The sequence below is a fragment of the Enterobacter ludwigii genome (assembly GCF_001750725.1).
In the GTDB taxonomy this organism is placed as follows: Bacteria; Pseudomonadota; Gammaproteobacteria; order Enterobacterales; family Enterobacteriaceae; genus Enterobacter; species Enterobacter ludwigii.
In genome coordinates, this window is record NZ_CP017279.1 from 4,039,352 (window position 1) to 4,060,909 (window position 21,558).

General features: G+C 55.1%; 19 protein-coding genes. 12 read left to right on the top strand and 7 right to left on the bottom strand.

Going from position 1 to position 21,558, the window contains the following annotated elements:
• Positions 1-75: 75 nt before the first annotated feature.
• Positions 76-1,425, bottom strand: coding sequence for a lysine-sensitive aspartokinase 3 (gene lysC, locus BH714_RS18960; RefSeq protein ID WP_014168184.1), 1,350 nt, complete (start codon positions 1,423-1,425; stop codon positions 76-78).
• Between the two features lie 375 nt (positions 1,426-1,800).
• Here lysC and pgi point away from each other — a divergent pair, with 375 nt between their 5' ends.
• From pgi to BH714_RS18985, 5 genes are all read left to right on the top strand, one after another.
• Complete coding sequence (gene pgi / locus BH714_RS18965) at positions 1,801-3,450, top strand: glucose-6-phosphate isomerase (protein ID WP_040018678.1); 1,650 nt, start codon at positions 1,801-1,803, stop codon at positions 3,448-3,450.
• Positions 3,451-3,817: 367 nt separating this feature from the next.
• Complete coding sequence (yjbE, locus tag BH714_RS18970) at positions 3,818-4,060, top strand: exopolysaccharide production protein YjbE (protein WP_014168186.1); 243 nt, start codon at positions 3,818-3,820, stop codon at positions 4,058-4,060.
• Positions 4,061-4,178: 118 nt separating this feature from the next.
• Positions 4,179-4,817 carry a YjbF family lipoprotein gene (locus tag BH714_RS18975; protein WP_025206403.1) on the top strand — a complete coding sequence of 213 codons (639 nt, stop codon included), beginning with the start codon at positions 4,179-4,181 and terminating at the stop codon, positions 4,815-4,817.
• Positions 4,811-5,551, top strand: coding sequence for a capsule biosynthesis GfcC family protein (locus tag BH714_RS18980; RefSeq protein ID WP_040018679.1), 741 nt, complete (start codon positions 4,811-4,813; stop codon positions 5,549-5,551). Before BH714_RS18975 ends, BH714_RS18980 begins: the two co-directional genes overlap by 7 nt.
• Positions 5,551-7,647, top strand: coding sequence for a YjbH domain-containing protein (locus tag BH714_RS18985; protein ID WP_014168189.1), 2,097 nt, complete (start codon positions 5,551-5,553; stop codon positions 7,645-7,647). The genes BH714_RS18980 and BH714_RS18985 overlap by 1 nt, the downstream gene beginning before the upstream one ends.
• A gap of 38 nt (positions 7,648-7,685) precedes the next feature.
• Here BH714_RS18985 and BH714_RS18990 read toward each other — a convergent pair whose 3' ends face one another.
• Positions 7,686-8,141, bottom strand: coding sequence for an acyltransferase (locus BH714_RS18990; protein WP_020882853.1), 456 nt, complete (start codon positions 8,139-8,141; stop codon positions 7,686-7,688).
• A gap of 8 nt (positions 8,142-8,149) precedes the next feature.
• On the bottom strand, positions 8,150-8,665 hold the full coding sequence (locus BH714_RS18995; protein WP_025206401.1) for a GNAT family N-acetyltransferase: 516 nt from the start codon (positions 8,663-8,665) through the stop codon (positions 8,150-8,152).
• Positions 8,666-8,794: 129 nt separating this feature from the next.
• On the opposite strand from BH714_RS18995, the gene psiE reads away from it, so the two are divergent.
• Positions 8,795-9,205, top strand: a complete 411-nt coding sequence (gene psiE, locus BH714_RS19000) for a phosphate-starvation-inducible protein PsiE (RefSeq protein WP_020882851.1) — start codon at positions 8,795-8,797, stop codon at positions 9,203-9,205.
• A gap of 96 nt (positions 9,206-9,301) precedes the next feature.
• Here psiE and malG read toward each other — a convergent pair whose 3' ends face one another.
• The 3 genes from malG to malE form a co-directional block, all read right to left on the bottom strand.
• Complete coding sequence (malG, locus tag BH714_RS19005) at positions 9,302-10,192, bottom strand: maltose ABC transporter permease MalG (RefSeq protein ID WP_014168193.1); 891 nt, start codon at positions 10,190-10,192, stop codon at positions 9,302-9,304.
• A gap of 14 nt (positions 10,193-10,206) precedes the next feature.
• Positions 10,207-11,751 carry a maltose ABC transporter permease MalF gene (gene malF, locus BH714_RS19010; protein ID WP_020882850.1) on the bottom strand — a complete coding sequence of 515 codons (1,545 nt, stop codon included), beginning with the start codon at positions 11,749-11,751 and terminating at the stop codon, positions 10,207-10,209.
• Positions 11,752-11,817: 66 nt separating this feature from the next.
• Entirely contained in the window at positions 11,818-13,008 is a 1,191-nt protein-coding gene (malE, locus tag BH714_RS19015) for a maltose/maltodextrin ABC transporter substrate-binding protein MalE (RefSeq protein WP_040018680.1), read from the bottom strand.
• 372 nt (positions 13,009-13,380) lie between these two features.
• Between malE and malK the strand changes: the two genes are divergently transcribed.
• From malK to ubiA, 5 genes are all read left to right on the top strand, one after another.
• Positions 13,381-14,490 (top strand): maltose/maltodextrin ABC transporter ATP-binding protein MalK, encoded by a 1,110-nt coding sequence (malK, locus tag BH714_RS19020; protein ID WP_014168196.1) that lies wholly within the window; start codon positions 13,381-13,383, stop codon positions 14,488-14,490.
• 42 nt (positions 14,491-14,532) lie between these two features.
• Positions 14,533-15,843 carry a maltoporin gene (locus tag BH714_RS19025; RefSeq protein ID WP_020882848.1) on the top strand — a complete coding sequence of 437 codons (1,311 nt, stop codon included), beginning with the start codon at positions 14,533-14,535 and terminating at the stop codon, positions 15,841-15,843.
• Between the two features lie 114 nt (positions 15,844-15,957).
• Positions 15,958-16,911, top strand: coding sequence for a maltose operon protein MalM (gene malM, locus BH714_RS19030; RefSeq protein WP_032681924.1), 954 nt, complete (start codon positions 15,958-15,960; stop codon positions 16,909-16,911).
• 180 nt (positions 16,912-17,091) lie between these two features.
• Positions 17,092-17,589 (top strand): chorismate lyase, encoded by a 498-nt coding sequence (ubiC, locus tag BH714_RS19035; protein ID WP_014168199.1) that lies wholly within the window; start codon positions 17,092-17,094, stop codon positions 17,587-17,589.
• A 12-nt stretch (positions 17,590-17,601) separates the two neighbouring features.
• Positions 17,602-18,471 (top strand): 4-hydroxybenzoate octaprenyltransferase, encoded by an 870-nt coding sequence (ubiA, locus tag BH714_RS19040; RefSeq protein WP_025206398.1) that lies wholly within the window; start codon positions 17,602-17,604, stop codon positions 18,469-18,471.
• 64 nt (positions 18,472-18,535) lie between these two features.
• On the opposite strand, the gene plsB is transcribed toward ubiA, so the two are convergent.
• A complete protein-coding gene (gene plsB, locus BH714_RS19045) occupies positions 18,536-20,956 on the bottom strand; it encodes a glycerol-3-phosphate 1-O-acyltransferase PlsB (RefSeq protein ID WP_020882845.1) in 2,421 nt (806 codons plus the stop codon).
• 154 nt (positions 20,957-21,110) lie between these two features.
• On the opposite strand from plsB, the gene BH714_RS19050 reads away from it, so the two are divergent.
• Complete coding sequence (locus BH714_RS19050; RefSeq protein ID WP_014168202.1) at positions 21,111-21,479, top strand: diacylglycerol kinase; 369 nt, start codon at positions 21,111-21,113, stop codon at positions 21,477-21,479.
• Positions 21,480-21,558 lie beyond the last annotated feature (79 nt).

Below are 21,558 nucleotides of genomic sequence, written 5' to 3' on the forward strand. Positions count from 1 at the left end.
TTGTCGTGTTGTTTAGTTATAAAAAAGCCGGGTCTGTGCCCGGCTTATAGATATTGTTTATCGTGCTAACGAATTTTATTCAAACAAATTCTGATGAAGTTTTTGCACGACTTGCTCGGCCTGATCGGCTGGCACCAGGAAGCAGAGGTTGTAGCTGGAGGCGCCGTAGCAAATCATACGAATGCTGAACGGGTCGAGTACGCCGAAGACCTCTTTGCCCACGCCGCAGGCACGCGACAGCTTGTTGCCGATGATGGCAACCAGCGCCAGATCTTCTTCCACTTCCACGCGGCACAACTCAGAGAGTTCGATCAGCAACGACTGCGTCAGCAGGGTGTCGCCGGTTGACGTGGAGCCAGTGGTGTCCAGCGTCAGCGCGATGCTCACTTCGGATGTGGTGATCAAATCCACGGAGATATTATGGCGCGCGAGGATGCCAAACACTTCCGCCAGGAAACCGCGAGAATGCAGCATATTGTGGCTGTGCAGCGTCACCAGCGTCTGGCGGCGGCGCAGGGCCAGCGCTCGGAACAATGGCGGGTTTTCGGTTTTCTTGCACACCAGCGTACCGCCTGCTTTGGGATCCTTACTGGAGCCAACGAAGACCGGGATATCGCTGCGCACGGCCGGCAACAGCGTCGCCGGGTGCAATACTTTCGCGCCGAAGGTGGCCATTTCTGCCGCCTCTTCAAACGCGATCACATCAATGCGTTTCGCCGCAGAGACCACGCGCGGGTCGGTGGTGTAAATACCCGGCACGTCAGTCCAGATATCCACACGGGTGGCATGCAGCGCTTCGCCGAGCAGGGCTGCCGTATAGTCACTGCCGCCGCGGCCAAGCGTAGTTGTACGGCCTTTGGCTTCGCTACCGATAAAGCCCTGAGTGATCACCATCCCTTCTGCCAGGCGCGGAGCCAGCTGCTGCTGGGTCAGCTCGGCCAGCATTTCAACATCCGGCTCGGCACGGCCAAAGCGATCGCTGGTGCGCATGACTTTACGCACGTCAAACCACTGGGCATGGACGTTACGCTCGCGGAGGATCTCCACGAACAGCAGCGTGGACATCAGCTCGCCGTGGCTGACCAGTTCATCGGTCAGCGCGGTGGAGGTCGCCAGAGAGGCGGCTTCAGCCAGGGTAGTGATATTTTCCAGCAGGCGTTCCACTTCCTCACGGATCACGTTCGGATTCTGCAGACGTTCAAGGATGTTGAACTGAATTTTGCGCAGTGCGTCCAGCTTAACGAAACGTTCGGTTGCTTCCAGTCCTTCAGACAGAGAAACCAGCAGGTTCGTCACGCCAGCAGAGGCGGAAAGCACCACCAGGCGGGTATTCGGATCGGCCAGCACCACATCGGCGCTGCGGTTCATGGCATCGTAATCGGCCACACTGGTGCCGCCAAATTTGGCGACCACAAAACTCGTCATAACAACCTCGTGTCAGGGAATGAATAAAGCGACCTTGGCACAAGAATGAAACGAGAACAGGTGCAGGCGCAAAATACGGCCCTATAAATAAAATGTGGGGGAGGTCCTGTCAATGCTGGGATTATGCGGATTTTTTATGGGGGGGTACCCCTCAGTAACAGGACTTATAACAGGGCCATATTTTATGCTCCTTTTTACCGCCTTTTGACCGACATTTCGCCGCCCCTGAAGGGCGTTTCAGCAGCTATACTTTTCGGGTCTTTTCACCTGTGTTTGATGCAGGCCAGGGCAATGGCATAAAAACCATCACAATTTTTATTTGCAGGCGCTACAATCGACCGCAGTCACAATTCTCAAATCAGAAGAGTATTGCTAATGAAAAACATCAACCCAACGCAGACCGCTGCCTGGCAGGCACTACAGAAACATTATGATGAAATGAAAGACGTCACCATCGCGGACCTGTTCGCGAAAGATGCCGATCGTTTCAATAAGTTCTCCGCGACCTTCGATGACCTGATGCTGGTGGATTTCTCCAAAAACCGCATTACCGAAGAAACGCTGGCGAAGCTGCAGGATCTGGCGAAAGAGACTGAGCTGGCCGACGCCATCAAATCCATGTTCTCCGGTGAGAAGATCAACCGCACCGAAGACCGTGCCGTGCTGCACGTGGCGCTGCGTAACCGTAGCAATACTCCGATTGTCGTTGACGGCAAAGATGTGATGCCGGAAGTGAACGCGGTGCTGGAAAAGATGAAAGCTTTCTCTGAAGCGATCATCTCCGGAAGCTGGAAAGGCTACACCGGCAAACCGATTACGGATGTCGTTAACATCGGTATCGGCGGGTCTGACCTTGGCCCATTCATGGTCACCGAAGCGCTGCGCCCATACAAAAACCACCTCAACATGCACTTTGTTTCTAACGTCGATGGTACCCACATTGCCGAGGTGCTGAAGAACGTGAATCCGGAAACGGCCCTGTTCCTGGTCGCGTCTAAAACCTTCACCACTCAGGAAACCATGACCAACGCCCACAGCGCGCGCGACTGGTTCCTGAAAACCGCAGGCGACAACAAGCACGTGGCGAAACACTTCGCCGCGCTGTCGACCAACGGGAAAGCCGTTAGCGAGTTCGGTATCGACACCGCGAACATGTTCGAGTTCTGGGACTGGGTGGGGGGGCGTTACTCTCTGTGGTCCGCTATCGGCCTGTCGATCATCCTCTCCGTCGGCTTCGACAACTTCGTTGAGCTGCTCTCCGGCGCGCATGCGATGGATAAACACTTCTCCACCACCGCACCTGAGAAAAATCTGCCTGTGCTGCTGGCGCTGATTGGTATCTGGTACAACAACTTCTTCGGGGCTGAAACCGAAGCGATTCTGCCATACGACCAGTACATGCACCGTTTTGCGGCCTACTTCCAGCAGGGCAACATGGAATCCAACGGTAAATACGTTGACCGTAACGGTAACGCCGTGGATTACCAGACTGGCCCAATCATCTGGGGCGAGCCAGGCACTAACGGCCAGCATGCGTTCTATCAGCTGATCCACCAGGGCACCAAAATGGTTCCGTGCGATTTCATCGCCCCGGCCATTACCCATAACCCGCTGTCAGACCACCATCCGAAGCTGCTGTCTAACTTCTTCGCACAGACTGAAGCGCTGGCGTTCGGTAAGTCTCGTGACGTGGTTGAGCAGGAATACCGCGAACAGGGTAAAGATCCGGCCACGCTGGACCACGTTGTGCCGTTCAAAGTGTTCGAAGGCAACCGTCCAACCAACTCCATCCTGCTGCGCGAAATTACGCCGTTCAGCCTGGGTGCGCTGATTGCCCTGTACGAGCATAAGATCTTCACTCAGGGCGCTATCCTGAACATCTTCACCTTTGACCAGTGGGGCGTTGAGCTGGGTAAACAGCTGGCAAACCGTATCCTGCCTGAACTGGGTGACGATAACGCGATTAACAGCCACGACAGCTCCACAAATGGTCTGATCAACCGTTATAAAGCATGGCGCGCGTAATTAAAGTGTCATGAAAAAGTGCCGGCGAAATGCCGGCATTTTTTTATCGGATAATTCCTGATGTCTGTTATTAAACTCAAATTCCTGTAGTGAGTTTAATCTGAAAATAGCCGTTAACCTGTTAATTGCTGCGGTTTATTTTAGGAAAATACGGATAATTATTGCCACTGGATATAATTCTATGTTGTTGATTTTTATGGGCTATATTATTATCTAATCGTCCTTTTGTTTCCATTTTATCCAATTGTCCGAAAACCCTTCTTCTATTTACCCCTACGGCAAACCCTCACCTTTAGTTGTGTATACTCGAATCCGCCTGAAATTCTTTTTGGGCAAATCTCCATTCATTAAATGAAGGGAAATTCTTATGAAGAAAGTACTGTATGGCATTTTCGCCATATCTGCGCTTGCGGCGACATCTGTTAATGCGGCTCCGGTTCAGGTCGGAGAAGCGGCAGGTTCGGCTGCGACGTCTGCGTCTGCGGGGATTTCTACCGCGTCCAGCGCCAGCACCGTAAGTTCAGCCGTGGGTGTCGCCCTGGCGGCAACCGGTGGCGGTGATGGCTCCAATACCGGAACCACGACCACCACGACCACCAGCACCCAGTAATAACGGGTGTTTTAATCATAACCACACTTCGGTGTGGTTATTCTGGCTTTTCAGTAGCCTTCGGGACCTGTAGACCGGGTAAGCGCAGCATCACCCGGCAATAATGCGGAGAAGAGTCGTGAAGCGACCTGGGATCATCCTGATTTGTCTGCTTTTGCAGGCGTGCTCGGCCACCACCAAAGGGCTGGGCCATTCACTGTGGGAAAGCATGTTCGGTACGCCGGGCGTGCATCTGACCGATGACGAACTTCAGAACATGCCCTATGCCAGTCAGTACATGCAGCTCAACGATGGCCCACAGCTGTTTGTGGTGCTCGCTTTCGATGAAAACGGGCAGCAGAAATGGGTGACGCAGGATCAGGCCACCATCGTAACGCAGCATAGCCGTATCGTGAAAACCCTGCTCGGGGGCGACAACCTGCTTGAAGTCAACAATCTCGCCGCCGATCCGCTGAACAAGCCGAACCAGATAACCGACGGGGCAAGCTGGACCCGCACGATGGGCTGGACCGAACACAAGCAGGTTCGCTATGCCACCGCCCGCTCCACCTTCCGCTGGGATGGCACGGACAGCGTCAACGTGGGCAGCGACGAAACCCGGGTTCGCGTGCTGGATGAAGAGGTCACTACCGATCAGGCAACCTGGCATAACCGCTTCTGGGTGGACGATGACGGCCAGATACGCCAGTCGTTACAGTATCTGGGTGCCGGATTCTTCCCGGTCAAAACCACGCTGATCAAGGCCGCGAAATCATGAAAACACTAATTCGCGTTGCGCTGATCGCAAGCTTTGCTACGCCGCTCGCATGGTCTGCCGGGACGGTGAAAGTCTATACGCAGGACAATACGAAGCCTAAAACATTGGCCAACGCCGGACACTTGATCGATCTCGTCGGCCAGCCAAGGCTGGCGAACAGCTGGTGGCCGGGTGCGGTCATCAGTGAACGACAGGCGACGGTGGTGGCGGAGCAACAACATAACGCGCTGCTCGCCAGGCTGACAGGGCTGGCGGAGCAGGAAGAGGGTGACGACGCGGCGGCCATTAACAGCCTTCGCCAGCAGCTTAAGGCGCTGAAGGTCACCGGACGGTTGCCGGTCAATCTCGATCCGGACCACGTTCGCGTCGCGGAAACGGCTAACCCGTCACTGGAAGGCGAGTACACGCTCTGGCTACCTGTTCAGCCTTCTACCATTACCGTGTTCGGGCTTGTCAGCAGTCCGGGTAATAAGCCGTTTATGCCGGGTCGCGATGTGGCGAGCTATCTCGATGAACAAAATTTGTTGAGCGGTGCGGATAAGAGCTACGCATGGGTGGTGTACCCGGACGGCCAAACGCAGAAAGCACCGGTAGCCTACTGGAATAAACGCCATATCGAACCGATGCCAGGCAGCGTCATTTTTGTCGGTTTTGCCGACCATTTCTGGACGAAGACATATGACGGGCTGAACGCCGATATCCTTCACTCCCTGAAACAGCGGATACCGGAATAATGAAAAGAACCTATCTCTATAGCATGCTGGCGTTGTGCGTGAGTGCCGCCTGCCATGCAGAAACGTATCCGGCACCCATTGGCCCGTCTCAGTCAGACTTCGGCGGCGTCGGTTTACTGCAAACGCCTACCGCGCGCATGGCGCGGGAAGGGGAAATCAGCCTCAACTACCGTGATAACGATCAGTATCGCTACTACTCCGCCGCTGTACAGCTGTTTCCGTGGCTCGAAACCACGCTGCGCTACACTGACGTGCGCACCAAACGGTACAGCAGCGTCGAGTCTTTCTCCGGCGATCAGACCTACAAAGATAAAGCGTTCGACGTGAAGCTGCGTCTGTGGGAAGAGAGCTACTGGATGCCGCAGGTCTCCGTTGGCGCGCGGGATATCGGCGGTACCGGTCTGTTTGATGCGGAATATGTGGTGGCCAGCAAAGCCTGGGGACCGTTTGATTTTTCGCTCGGTCTCGGCTGGGGGTATCTGGGCACCAGCGGCAACGTGAAAAACCCGTTTTGCTCCTACAGCGACAAATATTGCTATCGCGATAACAGCTATCAAAAAGCGGGCTCCATCAACGGCGACCAGATGTTCCACGGCCCGGCCTCGCTGTTTGGTGGCGTAGAGTACCAGACGCCCTGGCAGCCGCTGCGCCTGAAGCTGGAATACGAAGGGAATGATTATTCACAGGATTTCGCCGGCAAGATTGAGCAGAAGAGCAAATTTAACGTCGGTGCCATTTACCGTGTGGCTGACTGGGCTGACGTTAACCTCAGCTATGAGCGTGGCAATACCGTGATGTTTGGCGTGACGCTGCGTACCAACTTTAACGATATGCGGCCACACTACAACGACAACGCGCGCCCTGCCTACCAGCCGGAGCCGCAGGATGCCATTCTGCAGCACTCCGTCGTGGCGAACCAGCTGACACTGCTGAAATACAACGCCGGTCTGGCGGATCCGAAGATTCAGGTGAAAGGTGATACGCTGTACGTGACCGGCGAGCAGGTGAAATACCGCGACTCGCGGGAAGGGATCGAACGCGCCAACCGGATCATCATGAACGATCTGCCGGACGGGATCAGCACGATCCGCGTGACCGAAAACCGTCTGAACATGCCGCAGGTCACGACGGAAACGGATGTCGCCAGCCTTAAGCGCCATCTGGAAGGCGAACCGCTTGGGCATGAAACCGAGCTGGTGCAAAAACGCGTTGAGCCAGTGGTGCCAGACACCACCGAGCAGGGCTGGTATATCGATAAGTCGCGCTTTGATTTCCATATCGATCCGGTACTGAACCAGTCTGTCGGTGGGCCAGAAAACTTCTACATGTATCAGCTGGGCGTCATGGCGACGGCGGATCTGTGGGTCACCGACCACCTGCTGACCACCGGCAGCCTGTTCGGTAACCTTGCCAACAACTACGACAAGTTCAACTATACCAACCCGCCGAACGACTCGAAGCTGCCGCGCGTGCGTACTCGCGTACGTGAATATGTGCAGAACGACGCTTACGTAAACAACCTGCAGGCCAACTACTTCCAGTACTTTGGTAACGGTTTCTACGGCCAGGTTTACGGCGGTTATCTGGAAACGATGTTTGGCGGCGCGGGGGCTGAAGTGCTCTACCGTCCGGTAGACAGCAACTGGGCGTTTGGTCTTGATGCCAACTACGTGAAACAGCGTGACTGGCGCAGCGCGCAGGACATGATGAAGTTCACCGACTACAGCGTTAAAACCGGCCACCTGACGGCCTACTGGACGCCGTCGTTTGCCCCGGATGTACTGGTGAAAGCCAGCGTTGGTCAGTATCTGGCGGGGGATAAAGGTGGCACGCTGGATATCTCTAAACACTTCGACAGCGGTGTGGTGGTCGGTGGCTATGCCACGATCACTAACGTCTCGCCGGACGAGTACGGGGAAGGGGACTTCACCAAAGGCGTGTACGTCTCCATTCCGCTGGATCTGTTCTCGTCAGGCCCAACCCGCAGCCGTGCGGCAATTGGCTGGACGCCGCTGACGCGTGACGGTGGTCAGCAGCTGGGTCGTAAATTCCAGCTGTACGACATGACCAGCGATAAGAACATCAACTTCAGATGATGCGTGAGTGCCCGGTAGCGTTACGCCTGCCGGGCACCTTACAAACGCCGCAACAGTCTCGCCGGGTTCCCGGCGTAAACCCCTTTCTCGGTGATGGACTTTGTCACCACGCTTCCCGCCCCAATCACCGCCCCATCGCAAATTGAGACAGCCAGAATGGTGGCCCCGCTGCCGATTGAAACGTCGTTGCCCACGCGAATGTGTCCCCAGCTGCGCCGGTCGGCATTGGGTTTACCGTCGCGGAACATATCGTTGGCGAACATCACCCCATGGCCAATGAAACAGCGCTCGCCGACGGTGACGTACTCGCAGATGAAGGTATGGGACTGAATTTTGCTGTCAGCACCGATGTGCGAGTTAGCCTGGATTTCAACAAACGGGCCGATAAAGACGTTATCGCCCAGCGAACATTCATAAAGATTCGCGGGTTCGTAAATGACGACGTTTTCGCCGCAGACAACATGACGAATAGCCGCCTGGCGTTGCTCTGGCATACATCTCCTTAGACTGGCATCGACATAATATGGAGGGTGCTGGTTTGCGCCGCAGTGACGAAGAGGGTGTCTTTGACATGTTTCAGCCCCTGCGCTTCGTAAAACCGGCGTGCGCGAGGGTTCTTTTCGAGGACTTCCAGCCACAGCAGATTTTCCGAGCAGGCTTTTGCCTGGCGAATCACTTCCGCAAGGAGTTGCTCGCCGTAGCGGTGTCCTGTGGCATCCGGCAATAAATAGAGTTTATGCAGGAGCGTACCCGTCAGCCCCTCGGGCTCGATGGTCTGCTGGGTTGAGAATTTTGCGAAACCGACGGGTGTCTGTGCGCTGGCAATGAGCCAGTAAGTGCCCGGCTGCATCAGGCTGTCTGCTATCGCCTGCGGCGCGTATTCCTGTTCAAGAAAGGCGGCAAGCTCTGTCTGGCTTTCCCATAGATGCCCAAAGTGATGCCGGTAGCTGGCATAACCCATTTCACTCAGCTGTTTTGCATCATCCACGGTGGCGCGTTGAATGGTTAATTTCATCATCCCTTCGTCGAAATAAGCGTGTCACAGTGCAACATGCCACAGCGCTGAACATAATATAAACAAAAAATATAGATCACCGTCACATTTTTGCGTTATACAGGAACCTCGCCCTGGAGAATGAGGTGCTCTATGACATCCCTGACTCGCCCGCGCGTTGAGTTTATCTCAACAATCCTCCAGACCGTGCTGAACCTCGGTCTGCTGAGCCTTGGCCTGATACTGGTCGTCTTTTTAGGCAAAGAGACGGTGCATCTGGCGGATGTGCTGTTCGCCCCTGAACAAACCAGCAAATATGAGCTGGTGGAAGGCCTGGTGGTCTACTTTCTCTACTTTGAATTTATCGCGCTGATTGTGAAGTATTTCCAGTCGGGCTTTCACTTCCCGCTACGCTATTTTGTTTACATCGGGATCACCGCGATTGTGCGGCTGATCATCGTGGATCATACCTCCCCGCTCGACGTACTGATCTATTCGGCGGCGATCCTGCTGCTGGTGATCACGCTCTGGCTGTGCAATTCGAAACGGCTGAAACGGGAATAAAAAAATGGCGGCCCGGAGGCCGCCTAACAACAGTCACAAGTTGGGTCAATACAATACGTCTAAAGTTGAGGGTTGCAGTGGCATAACAAATGAAACTTAACCTTTCACACCGCCCGCCGTCAGGCCATTCACCAGCCAGCGCTGCGCCAGCAGGAACACGACGGTGATAGGGATGGCGGAGAGTACAGCCGCCGCCGCAAAGTCGCCCCACAAATAGTTCTGCGGATTGAGGTATTGCTGCATACCGACGGCCAGCGTATAGCTGTTGACATCACGCAGTAACAGGGAAGCGACCGGCACTTCGGTGATGGCTGCGATAAACGACAGGATAAAGACCACCGCCAGGATCGGCACCGACAGCGGCAGAAGCACCAGACGGAATGCCTGCCACGGGGTCGCGCCATCCAGCGCCGCCGCTTCTTCCAGCGAGCCGTCGATGGTTTCGAAATACCCTTTGATGGTCCACACATGCAGCGCGATACCGCCAAGATAGGCGAAGATGACGCCACCGTGGGTGTTCAGGCCGATAAACGGCACATACTGGCCCAGTCGGTCAAACAAGGCATACAACGCCACCAGTGACAGTACTGCCGGGAACATCTGGAAAATCAGCATCCCTTTCAGCAGCGTGGCTTTACCCGGGAAACGCATACGGGCAAAGGCGTAAGCACAGGTCGTGGAGAGTGCGACAATTCCAATCGCGGTAATCCCGGCAATTTTCACCGAGTTCCACAGCCATAACAGCACCGGGAACGGCGGTGGCGTGACGCGGCCATCCGCGTGTTCAACGCTGAAGCCCAGCGCTAACTTCCAGTGCTCCCAGGAGATTTCATCCGGGATCAGGCTCCCGGTCGCGAAGTTACCGGCACGCAGGGAGATGGCGATGACCATCAGCAGCGGGAACATGATTGCCGCGATAAAAATCAGCAGCCCTAAATGCGTCGCGAAGAGGCGCAGTTTCTGAGATTTGGGTTGGACCATAGACATATTCTGTGCCCTCCTTAGTCAAATTTCATGCGTGTTGCTTTCAGGTTCACAATCGCCAGAGCGCCAACCAGCAGGAAGATCAGGGTGGCAATCGCTGCCGCCAGACCGAAGTCCTGACCGCCGCCGCCTTCGAAGGCGATACGGTAGGTGTAGCTGACGAGCAGGTCGGTATAGCCTGCCGGCGTGGTGGTGCCAAGACGGTCAGGCCCACCGTTGGTCAACAGCTGAATCAGCACGAAGTTGTTAAAGTTGAAGGCAAAGCTGGCAATCATCAGCGGCGTCAGCGGCTTAATGAGCAGCGGCAGCGTAATCTTAAAGAAATTCTGGAACGGACCCGCGCCATCCATTGCCGAGGCTTCGTACAAATCGTCCGGAATTGCCTTCAGCAGGCCCATGCACAGGATCATCATGTACGGATAACCGAGCCAGGTGTTCACGATGATAATCATCGAGCGGGCGGTGATCGGGTCGCTGAACCAGGCCGGTTTGATGCCGAACAGCGCGCTCAGCATCATGTTGATTTCACCGAAGCTCTGGTTAAACAGCCCTTTGAAAATCAGAATCGAGATAAACGACGGGACGGCATACGGCAGAATAAGCAGCACGCGGTAAATGGCTTTCCCTTTCAGAGATTCCCACTGCACCAGACACGCCAGCACCATGCCCACGGCAACGGTCAGGATCACCGTCAGTATGGAGAACACCACGGTCCAGACAAAGATGGCGAAGAACGGTTTCTGGATCCCTTCATCGGTGAAGACGCGGGTGAAGTTGTCCCAGCCTATCGTCACGGTGTAGCCCGGGCTGAGCTTGTCATCACCCCATTTGCCATCAGCCGTAATGGACTGGTAGAAACCAATGTCGTTGTTTGGACGGTACTTCACGCCGCTCTGGTTGTTGGTCAGCGTGCCGTCGTCCGCCAGCGTATAGAGCGGTTGTGTCCCGGAGAACTGGCGCAGTGAACTCATGGTCACTTTGCTTTCGTCCGGCAGTTGGGCGGTAAGCTGCGTCAGCGCCTGACGGTTCTGCGTAATGATGCGCAGGTTAGCGCGTTCGCCTTCCGGCAGGGCCGCAGCCTCTTTTAAGGCCAGCTTCTGCTCGCCGCCAAATTTGAAAGCGTCAGAGACATAATTTTTGCCGGTTTCTTCGTCAGTGAGTGCTAACTTCCACTCGCTGCCCGCAGGATACAGGCCGAAGTTAAAGGTTTTGCCCGCCTGATAAGAGCGGTCCATCAGCACCTGTTGGGCGCGTTCCTGCGCAAGCTGGTTGGTGCTGCTGTAGTTGGTGAACGCGATAGCAATGGTACAAATCAGCGGGAACAGGACAAACAGACCCATCCCGGCCACGCCCGGGTAAACATATCGCCAGGCATAGGCTTTACGGTTGGCGAAAATATACAGGCCAGCAGAGCTTAAAATCAGCGTCATGATGGCGAACAGATATTCCCCTTGTACGTACATTAAAACAACAAGGTAACCCACCAGCAGACACAGCAGACCCATTACAGACCACTTCAGGGCAGAGCTTTGCCACCAGTGTTTCTTTTTAATGACATCCATGGGGTTCTTCCTCTACAACACATTTTGTTCTCCCTCTCTCCGCAGGGGAGAGAGGGGATAAAAGCCTTACTTCGTGATACGACCCTGAGCATCTTTCAGCGCAGCATCAACCGTCTGACGACCGCTTGCTGCGTTGATGACGGCGGTACGGGTGGCGTACCAGAACGCTGCCATTTGTGGGATGTTCGGCATGATTTCGCCTTTCTGGGCGTTATCCATGGTTGCCGCGATACGTGGGTCTTTCGCCAGCTGATCCTGGAAGGATTTCAGCGCAACCGCGCCCAGCGGTTTGTCCTTGTTCACTTCATCCAGACCCTGATCGGTCAGCAGGTAGTTTTCCAGGAACTCTTTCGCCAGCTCTTTGTTCGGGCTGGCAGCGTTAATACCTGCGCTCAGCACGCCAACAAACGGTTTAGACGGCTTGCCTTTAAAGGTTGGCAGCAGGGTTACGCCGTAGTTGATTTTGCTCTTGTCGATGTTGGTCCAGGCCCACGGACCGTTGATGGTCATCGCGGTTTCGCCTTTGTTGAACGCCGCTTCTGCGATGGAGTAGTCGGTATCCGCGTTCATGTGTTTGTTCTTGATGAGGTCAACCAGGAAGATCAGGCCTGCTTTCGCGCCAGCGTTGTCCACGCCCACGTCTTTCACGTCATATTTGCCGTTTTCAAATTTGAACGCGTAACCGCCGTCGGCAGCAATCAGCGGCCAGGTGAAGTACGGTTCCTGCAGGTTGAACATCAGCGCGCTCTTACCTTTCGCCTTCAGCTCTTTATCCAGTTTCGGGATCTCTTCCCAGGTTTTCGGTGGGTTGGGTACCAGGTCTTTGTTGTAAATCAGAGACAGCGCTTCTACCGCGATTGGGTAAGCGATGATCTTGCCATTATAGCGAACGGCATCCCAGGTGAACGGGTACAGTTTGTCCTGGAAAGCTTTGTCTGGCGTCACTTCAGCCAGCAGACCCGACTGCGCGTAGCCACCGAAACGGTCATGTGCCCAGAAGATGATGTCCGGACCGTCACCCGTTGCAGCCACCTGCGGGAATTTCTCTTCCAGTTTGTCCGGGTGTTCAATGGTAACTTTGATACCGGTGTCTTTCTCGAATTTCTTGCCCACTTCGGCCAGGCCGTTATAGCCTTTATCGCCGTTAATCCAGATAACCAGCTTACCTTCTTCAATTTTGGCGAGAGCCGGTGCGGAAATCATCATTGCTGCAAGGGCGGACAATGCGAAAACGCGTGCGCCAGTCTTGATCTTCATATCTGCCATCCTTTTTTGGTGATGTGCTCGTGGATACACTGAGGTGGTTCAACGTGACTCAGTCTCCTTATTTGACATCCTCTTTCCATCCTCCCAACCCCTACGCCCCACCCCCCGTTTGTGTGATCTCCGTTACATAAATTTAAGTTATGAGTGCTGGCGCACATAAAAACACAGTGAATTTTGCAGGTGGCTTCACGAATTTCGCCTCAGCCCTCCAGCGGCGGTCGCAGAGCCTGCTCTCTCATCCTCCCGCCTCCTCCCCCATAAAAAAGCCGGGGGGTGGAGGATTCACGAAAGTAATGGATACCCCATAGTGAACTTATCTTGAATGTTTCTGTCGGTGACAGGTTGTAACGAAGGGAGAAGGGCATGGCGAGCGTACAGCTGCGTAATGTAACGAAAGCCTGGGGTGACGTTGTGGTGTCGAAAGACATCAATCTGGACATCCACGAAGGTGAATTCGTGGTATTTGTCGGCCCATCTGGCTGCGGTAAATCAACTCTGCTGCGTATGATTGCCGGTCTTGAAACCATCACCAGCGGCGATTTGCTGATTGGTGATACCCGAATGAATGACATTCCGCCTGCCGAACGTGGCGTCGGCATGGTTTTCCAGTCTTATGCACTCTATCCCCACCTTTCCGTAGCCGAGAACATGTCCTTCGGTCTGAAGCTGGCGGGCGCGAAAAAAGAGGTGATTAACCAGCGCGTCACGCAGGTGGCGGAAGTGTTACAGCTGGCACACCTGCTTGAGCGTAAACCAAAAGCCCTCTCCGGTGGTCAGCGTCAGCGTGTGGCAATTGGCCGTACGCTGGTCGCCGAACCGCGTGTGTTCCTGCTCGATGAACCGCTTTCTAACCTGGATGCCGCCCTGCGCGTCCAGATGCGTATCGAAATCTCCCGTCTGCACAAACGTCTTGGCCGCACGATGATTTACGTCACCCACGATCAGGTCGAAGCGATGACGCTGGCCGACAAAATTGTGGTGCTGGACGCCGGTCGCGTGGCGCAGGTGGGTAAACCGCTGGAGCTTTATCACTACCCGGCAGACCGCTTTGTTGCGGGCTTTATTGGCTCGCCAAAGATGAACTTCCTGCCCGTCAAAGTGACCGCGACAGCCATTGAACAGGTACAGGTGGAGCTGCCAAACCGTCAGCAAGTGTGGCTGCCGGTCGACAGCGCCAACGTACAGGTGGGGGCCAATATGTCCCTCGGTATTCGTCCTGAGCATTTACTGCCGAGCCACATCGCCGATGTGACGCTGGAAGGTGACGTTCAGGTCGTCGAACAACTTGGTCACGAAACACAGATTCATATCCAGATCCCCGCCATCCGTCAGAACCTGGTCTACCGCCAGAATGACGTGGTGTTGGTAGAAGAGGGTGCCACATTCGCTATCGGTTTGCCGCCAGAGCGTTGCCATCTGTTCCGTGAGGATGGCACCGCATGTCGTCGGTTGCACAAAGAGCCAGGCGTTTAAGCATTCCAATTACAAAGAAAAGCAATGATCTCAGGAGATAGAATGATGATTACTCTGCGCAAGCTTCCTCTGGCAATCGCCGTGACGGCAGGCATTTTGTCTGCACACGCGGGTGCCGTGGACTTTAAAGGTTATGCTCGTTCTGGCATTGGCTGGACCGGGAGTGGCGGTGAACAACAATGTTTCCAGGCAACCGGTGCACAAAGTAAATACCGTCTCGGTAACGAATGTGAAACCTACGCCGAACTGAAACTGGGTCAGGAAGTGTGGAAAGAGGGCGATAAGAGCTTCTATTTCGACACTAACGTTGCGTATTCCGTTTCTCAACAGAATGACTGGGAATCCACCAGCCCGGCCTTCCGTGAAGCAAACGTGCAGGGTAAAAACCTGATTGAATGGCTGCCAGGCTCCACCATCTGGGCCGGTAAGCGTTTCTATCAGCGTCATGACGTCCACATGATCGACTTCTACTACTGGGATATCTCTGGTCCTGGTGCGGGTATCGAAAACATCGATCTGGGCTTCGGTAAACTGTCTCTGGCCGCGACCCGTTCTTCTGAGTCCGGCGGTTCTGCAACCTTCGCCGATCGTGATGCGAACGGCGACCGTATTTATGACAACGTAGTACCAAACGATGTCTTCGACGTCCGTCTGGCCGGCCTGGAAACCAACCCGGGTGGTACACTGGAACTGGGTGTTGACTATGGTCACACCAACATTCCTGACGACTACTATCTGCAGCCTGGCGCCTCTAAAGACGGCTGGCTGTTCACCGCTGAGCACACCCAGAGCATGTTGAAAGGCTTCAACAAGTTCGTGCTGCAGTACGGTACGGACTCCATGACCTCTAACGGCAAAGGTATTCCGCAGGGCGGTAGCATTGATAACGACGGTTCCATGTGGCGTGTGCTGGACCACGGTGCAATCACCCTGGCAGACCGTTGGGACCTGATGTACGTCGGTATGTACCAGAATATCGATCGTGACAACAACAATGGTACAGAGTGGTGGACTGTTGGCGTGCGTCCAATGTTCAAATGGACGCCAATCATGAGCACCCTGCTTGAAGTGGGCTACGACAACGTTAAGTCTCAGAAAACTGACGAGAAAAACAGCCAATACAAAATCACCCTGGCACAGCAATGGCAGGCAGGCGACAGCATCTGGTCTCGCCCGGCTATCCGTGTCTTCGCAACCTACGCGAAGTGGGATGAGAAATGGGGCTATGCGAACAACGACTCAGGCGCAGGTTACACCTCCGGCGTAGCGTATAGCGACACTTCCGCGAAAACCTTCAGCCGTGGCGACTCCGACGAGTGGACCTTCGGTGCCCAGATGGAAATCTGGTGGTAATTCGGTAGACCTGACGTAATGACCTAAAAAGAGGGGCGTAAGCCCCTCTATCCTTAGGGTGCTGCGCGCTATTGCCTGGCCACCGCAGTGCTCACGCTATCAGAGGTAATAACAATGAAAATGAAGAAAAGTCTCGTCGCGCTGTGCCTCTCTGCGGGGCTGCTGGCCTGTGTTCCGGCGATCACCTTCGCAGATGTCAATTTCGTGCCACAAAATACCAGCGCTGCGCCTGCCATCCCGGCGGCGGCGCTCCAGCAACTGACCTGGACGCCGGTTGACCAATCCAAAACCCAGTCAACCCAACTTTCTGCGGCAGGCCAACAGCTTAACGTGCCGGGGATTGCCGGTCCGGTTGCCGCTTTCAGCGTCCCGGCCAATATTGGTGAGCTGACCCTGACGCTGACCAGCGAAGTAAGCAAGCAGACCAGCGTATTTGCGCCTAACGTCCTGATTCTGGACCAAAACCTGACGCCATCTGCCTTCTTCCCGAGCGACTATTTTGGCTACCAGGAACCTGGCGTCATGAGCGCTGACCGCCTCGAAGGCAAAATGCGCCTGACGCCTGCTCTGGGACAGCAGAAGATTTATGTCCTGGTCTTCACCACGGACAAAGATTTGCAGCAGACCACTAAGCTCACCGACCCGGCAAAAGCCTATGCCAAAGGAACCGGTAACTCTGTTCCGGATATCCCGGATCCGTTAGCGCGTCATGTCACCGACGGGTTGCTGAAGCTGAAAGTCTCAACAAACAGTGCTTCCAGCGTACTGGTTGGCCCTCTGTTTGGTTCATCCGGTACAGGTCCGGTCACGGTGGGGAACACTGCTGCGCCTGTGTATGCCGCACCCGTTGCTACGGCGGCGGCTCCGGCTGCAACCGCAGCCCCAGCTCCGGCGAAGAAAGCCGAGCCGGTACTGAACGACACCGAAGAATACTTCAATAACGCCATTAAGCAGGCGGTGAAGCGCGGCGATGTCGACAAAGCGCTGAAACTGCTTGATGAAGCCGAACGTTTAGGTTCAACCACTGCCCGTTCCACCTTTATCAGCAGTGTAAAAGGCAAGGGGTAACCGTTTCCCCACAGTGCTGATTTGTTAGTAGTTTAGTGCGCCTGAGTGGGCGCACTTTTTTTGGTGTCACACGGGCTGTTGCGCTCTTGTTGCGATCGTGATCGTTAAATAACGTTTGGCCCCCCTCAATCCGCTTTTCTGCGATACAATGCCATTACGTTATGTATCGGAGAGTCTGGCATGTCACACCCCGCGCTAACGCAACTGCGTGCGCTGCGCTATTTCGACCAAATACCTGCGCTTGACCCGGAGCAACTGGACTGGCTGCTGCTGGAAGATTCCATGACTAAACGTTTCGAGCAGCAGGGCAAAACCGTTACGGTGACCCTGGTTCAGGAAGGGTTTGTCTCTTGCGCTGAGATTGCCTCTGAGCTGCCGCTATTGCCGCAGGAAGAACGCTACTGGCTGCGCGAAATATTACTCTGTGCAGACGGTGAGCCATGGCTTGCCGGACGAACGGTCGTTCCCGAGTCCACCCTTTCCGGGCCAGAGCTGGCGCTACAACGGCTGGGGAATACGCCGCTGGGGCGCTATCTTTTCACGTCGTCCGAGCTTACCCGGGATTTTATTGAGATTGGTCGCGATGCCGAACTGTGGGGGCGTCGTTCCCGCCTTCGCCTGAGCGGTAAGCCGTTAATACTGACGGAGCTTTTTTTACCGGCATCGCCGTTGTACTAAGAGGAAGAAAAAATGGAGTGGAGCCTGACGCAGAATAAGCTGTTGGCTTATCACCGCTTGATGCGTACAGATAAACCCATCGGCGCGCTGCTGTTGCTGTGGCCGACCCTTTGGGCGCTATGGGTAGCAACACCAGGGGTACCGCCGCTGTGGATCCTGGGGGTGTTCATTGCAGGCGTCTGGCTGATGCGTGCGGCGGGCTGCGTGGTCAATGACTATGCGGATCGTAAATTCGACGGGCACGTAAAACGTACGGCCCATCGTCCGTTGCCCAGCGGGCAAGTGACCGAAAAAGAGGCCCGTACGCTGTTTATCGTACTGGTGCTGCTCTCTTTCCTGCTGGTGTTAACCCTGAACACCATGACCATTCTGCTTTCAGTCGCGGCCCTGGCTCTGGCCTGGGTTTATCCGTTCATGAAGCGCTACACCCACCTGCCTCAGGTGGTGCTGGGCGCGGCGTTTGGCTGGTCGATCCCGATGGCGTTTGCGGCGGTGAGTGAGTCCGTCCCGTTAAGCTGCTGGCTGATGTTCCTGGCGAACATTCTCTGGGCCGTCGCATACGACACGCAATACGCGATGGTAGACCGCGACGATGACCTGAAGATTGGCATTAAATCGACGGCGATCCTCTTCGGACGTCATGACAAGCTGATCATCGGTATCCTGCAGGTTGCGGTGCTGGCGTTGATGGTGACGATGGGTTACCTGAACGGGCTCAACTGGGCGTTTTACTGGGCCGTGCTGGTGGCGGGAATGCTGTTTGTCTACCAGCAGAAGCTGATTGCGAAACGGGAGCGTGAAGCCTGCTTCAAGGCGTTTATGAATAACAACTATGTCGGTCTGGTGCTGTTTTTAGGGCTGGCGATGAGCTACTTTTCGTAAAAAAACGGCAGCCAGAAGGCTGCCGTTTTTGTTTTCATCGCAGGTCATCAGACCGCTGCACGCTTCACTCGCCTTGCGTCGCACTTTCAATCGTTAAACGCACATCAGACGTGATCAGTTCGGCCAGCATCTGGTACACCTTCAGCGTCTCTTCCGGCTCGGCATCGCCCGTATCACTGATAAACCCTTCATCACGCAGCGTCAGCACCAGAGAGCTGAAGACCGCTTTGTCGAAGAATTCCGGGGCGTTAATCCCGTGCAGAACAGACAGGCGCTGTGCCAGCGTCCGGCTCTCTTTCTCGAGCGTACCGCGGTTAATGGACGGATTCGCGCTCAGCAACCAGAAGGTGATGGCGTAGCGCTGCAGCGTTTCACGCGCGCCCGCCGCCAGCAGTTGCAGGGTACGGGACCGTGACGGATTGATATGCAGCTCGTCATTCGTGACGGTAATCAGCCCCTGACGACGCAGCTCTTCGGTCAGTTTATCCAGCTCAGTCGCCAGTTCGTCCTTGTCCCAGCGCAGGAACAGCTCCGCTTTCAGCATTGGATAGAGCGTTTCAACATGACGCAACAGCTCCTGACGCGAGATGCGACGATGCTGGGTGATGATGGCCGCCATGAGCGAGGGCAGCATCAGCATATGCGCGATGTTGTTGCGATAGTAAGTCATCAGCACCGCCTGCTCGCGCGGGAGAATGATGATGTCGCCGATGGTGTCCTTTTCGACTTCAAACTTGTTCATCTGCAGGGCATGCTCGATAAGCTCGCTTGCCGTGCTTACCGGTACGGTCGAATCCACCGAGTACGGCACGTTGCGCATCATATCCAGATAGCAATCCAGCTGCTCCGTAAGCTGTTCACGGGTCAGTGAACGCTGACGAGAGGCCAGAAGCGCCGTACAGCACAGGTTCATGGCGTTTGCCGCACCGGCGTTGTTAATACGCACCATCAGTTCAGAGGCGATGCTGTTGACCGTAGGCGTCAGCCAGGCCGGGCGAATCGCTTCGATAGGATCGATAGACTCGCGCCACTCCGGAACATGGTTGTTCAGATAGGTCATCAGCGGCATCGGCTCGCCAAAGTTGACGTAGCCCTGGCCAAGGTTGCGTAACTTGCTCAGGCCGCGCAGCATCTGCGGCAGGCTTTCTTTCTCTTTGGTCGCACCGCGCAGCTCTTTGGCGTAGGTGCCCACTTCCATCACGTGTTCGTAGCCAATGTAGATGGGTACCAGGGTGATCGGGCGGGTTCCCCCGCGCAGCATCGCCTGAATGGTCATCGACAGCGTGCCGGTTTTAGGATCGAGCAGACGACCGGTACGGGAGCGCCCCCCTTCCACGAAGTATTCAACGGAATAACCGCGGCTGAACAGCTCGCCAAGATATTCACGGAATACGGTGGAGTAGAGCTTGTTGCCCTTAAAGGTACGACGGATAAAGAACGCCCCCAGGCGGCGGAAAATCGGGCCGGCTGGCCAGAAGTTCAGGTTAATGCCGGCAGCGATGTGCGGCGGTACCAGACCCTGGTGATAGAGCACATAGGAGAGGAGCAGATAGTCCATGTGGCTGCGGTGGCAGGGGACATAGACAATCTCATGGCCATCATGGGCCAGCTGGCGTACGCGCTCGGCGTTATGAACGTTGATTCCCTGATAGAGGCGGTTCCACGTAAAGCCCAGAATACGATCGGAAAGACGAATCATCTCGTAAGAGAAGTTCGCGGCAATCTCTTCCATCAGTGCAATAGCGTTCTGCTGTGCTTTCTCATGGGAAATCTTTTTGCTGCGCGCTTCGTCTTCAACGGCCCTGGCAATCGCTTTGGAGGCCAGCAGCTTGTTGAACAGGTCCTGACGTGCAGGAAGACGCGGGCCGACGGCAGCCAGACGCTGACGGGCGAAGTGCATACGCGCCACGCGCGCCAGTTTCTGCGCGATAATCTTGTCGGTGCCGTGTTCGTCCGCCATACGGCGCAGCGAAACGGACGGGGAGAAACGCACGAAGCTGTCACGTCCCAGCCAGGAGACCGCGAAGAATTTCTGAATGCCGTTAAGCATGCGCAGCGGTGGGTTCTCTTCACCTTTCTCTCTGCCCGGGCGGCGACCAAACATCACCGATACCGGCACCATCTGCACATCCAGACCCGGATTGCTGCGGTGCAGGTCGAGATAGTCGTGGAAAAGCTTGATGGACTCTTCCTTTGGCGTGTAATAGGTAAACACGCGCGGCCCGCCGTGAATGAACACATAGCGCGGCAGCAGAGTGCCGTCGACTTCGAGGGGTTCAAGCGGGTCAGGTAAATCATGCGCCAGACACTGGGCGCGAAGCGTCAGTAGGTCTGCCTTCGAGTTATAAGGCAAAACGTACATAATTGGGCGTGACGTATCGAGCCCCAATTCCAGCGCGGGTTCCGCTGGGATAGACTTGCTTTTTACCAGGACGCTTAATGGTAAATTAAGTAATTTGTAGTAAATTCGTGGCCAGCCGGACATAAACGATGTAAAGCCTCTGGTTAATAATGCAATTGCGGCGCAAGGATAACAGAAAGCGCGCAAAATTTCTGTTGTTACCCGTCATACTTCAGGCAGCAGCGAAACACGCTGCGCCTACTGTTACTGACGCTATTTTAATTAAAAGGTTCTTTTAATGGCCAATAATACCACTGGGTTAACCCGAATCATCAAAGCCGCCGGCTATTCATGGAAAGGTTTCCGTGCCGCGTGGGTCAATGAAGCCGCGTTTCGCCAGGAGGGCGTCGCCGCTATCATCGCGGTGATTATCGCCTGTTTCCTTGATGTTGATGCGATTACCCGCGTTTTGTTGATCGGCTCCGTGCTGTTGGTGATGATAGTGGAAATTCTCAATAGCGCTATTGAGGCCGTGGTGGACCGTATCGGCTCTGATTTCCATGAGCTCTCCGGCCGGGCGAAAGACATGGGGTCTGCTGCCGTATTGCTGGCGATTATCACTGCGGTCATCACCTGGGTCACGCTGCTTTGGTCACATTTCCGATAAGCCTCGAGAAATAATTAAGTCCCTGGTTTTTTGTGCAGTTTTTGGTTCCAAAATCGCCTTTGACTGTATATACTCACAG

Excerpts from the sequence above, each read along its gene's own strand:
- malK (WP_014168196.1), top strand. The coding sequence starts at position 13,381 with ATGGCGAGCGTACAGCTGCGTAATGTAACGAAAGCCTGGGGTGACGTT.
- BH714_RS18985 (WP_014168189.1), top strand. The coding sequence starts at position 5,551 with ATGAAAAGAACCTATCTCTATAGCATGCTGGCGTTGTGCGTGAGTGCC.
- plsB (WP_020882845.1), bottom strand. The coding sequence starts at position 20,956 with ATGTCCGGCTGGCCACGAATTTACTACAAATTACTTAATTTACCATTA.
- BH714_RS19025 (WP_020882848.1), top strand. The coding sequence starts at position 14,533 with ATGATGATTACTCTGCGCAAGCTTCCTCTGGCAATCGCCGTGACGGCA.
- malG (WP_014168193.1), bottom strand. The coding sequence starts at position 10,192 with ATGTCTATGGTCCAACCCAAATCTCAGAAACTGCGCCTCTTCGCGACG.
- psiE (WP_020882851.1), top strand. The coding sequence starts at position 8,795 with ATGACATCCCTGACTCGCCCGCGCGTTGAGTTTATCTCAACAATCCTC.
- lysC (WP_014168184.1), bottom strand. The coding sequence starts at position 1,425 with ATGACGAGTTTTGTGGTCGCCAAATTTGGCGGCACCAGTGTGGCCGAT.
- BH714_RS19050 (WP_014168202.1), top strand. The coding sequence starts at position 21,111 with ATGGCCAATAATACCACTGGGTTAACCCGAATCATCAAAGCCGCCGGC.
- ubiA (WP_025206398.1), top strand. The coding sequence starts at position 17,602 with ATGGAGTGGAGCCTGACGCAGAATAAGCTGTTGGCTTATCACCGCTTG.
- malF (WP_020882850.1), bottom strand. The coding sequence starts at position 11,751 with ATGGATGTCATTAAAAAGAAACACTGGTGGCAAAGCTCTGCCCTGAAG.
- malM (WP_032681924.1), top strand. The coding sequence starts at position 15,958 with ATGAAAATGAAGAAAAGTCTCGTCGCGCTGTGCCTCTCTGCGGGGCTG.
- BH714_RS18995 (WP_025206401.1), bottom strand. The coding sequence starts at position 8,665 with ATGATGAAATTAACCATTCAACGCGCCACCGTGGATGATGCAAAACAG.
- yjbE (WP_014168186.1), top strand. The coding sequence starts at position 3,818 with ATGAAGAAAGTACTGTATGGCATTTTCGCCATATCTGCGCTTGCGGCG.
- BH714_RS18990 (WP_020882853.1), bottom strand. The coding sequence starts at position 8,141 with ATGCCAGAGCAACGCCAGGCGGCTATTCGTCATGTTGTCTGCGGCGAA.
- malE (WP_040018680.1), bottom strand. The coding sequence starts at position 13,008 with ATGAAGATCAAGACTGGCGCACGCGTTTTCGCATTGTCCGCCCTTGCA.
- pgi (WP_040018678.1), top strand. The coding sequence starts at position 1,801 with ATGAAAAACATCAACCCAACGCAGACCGCTGCCTGGCAGGCACTACAG.
- ubiC (WP_014168199.1), top strand. The coding sequence starts at position 17,092 with ATGTCACACCCCGCGCTAACGCAACTGCGTGCGCTGCGCTATTTCGAC.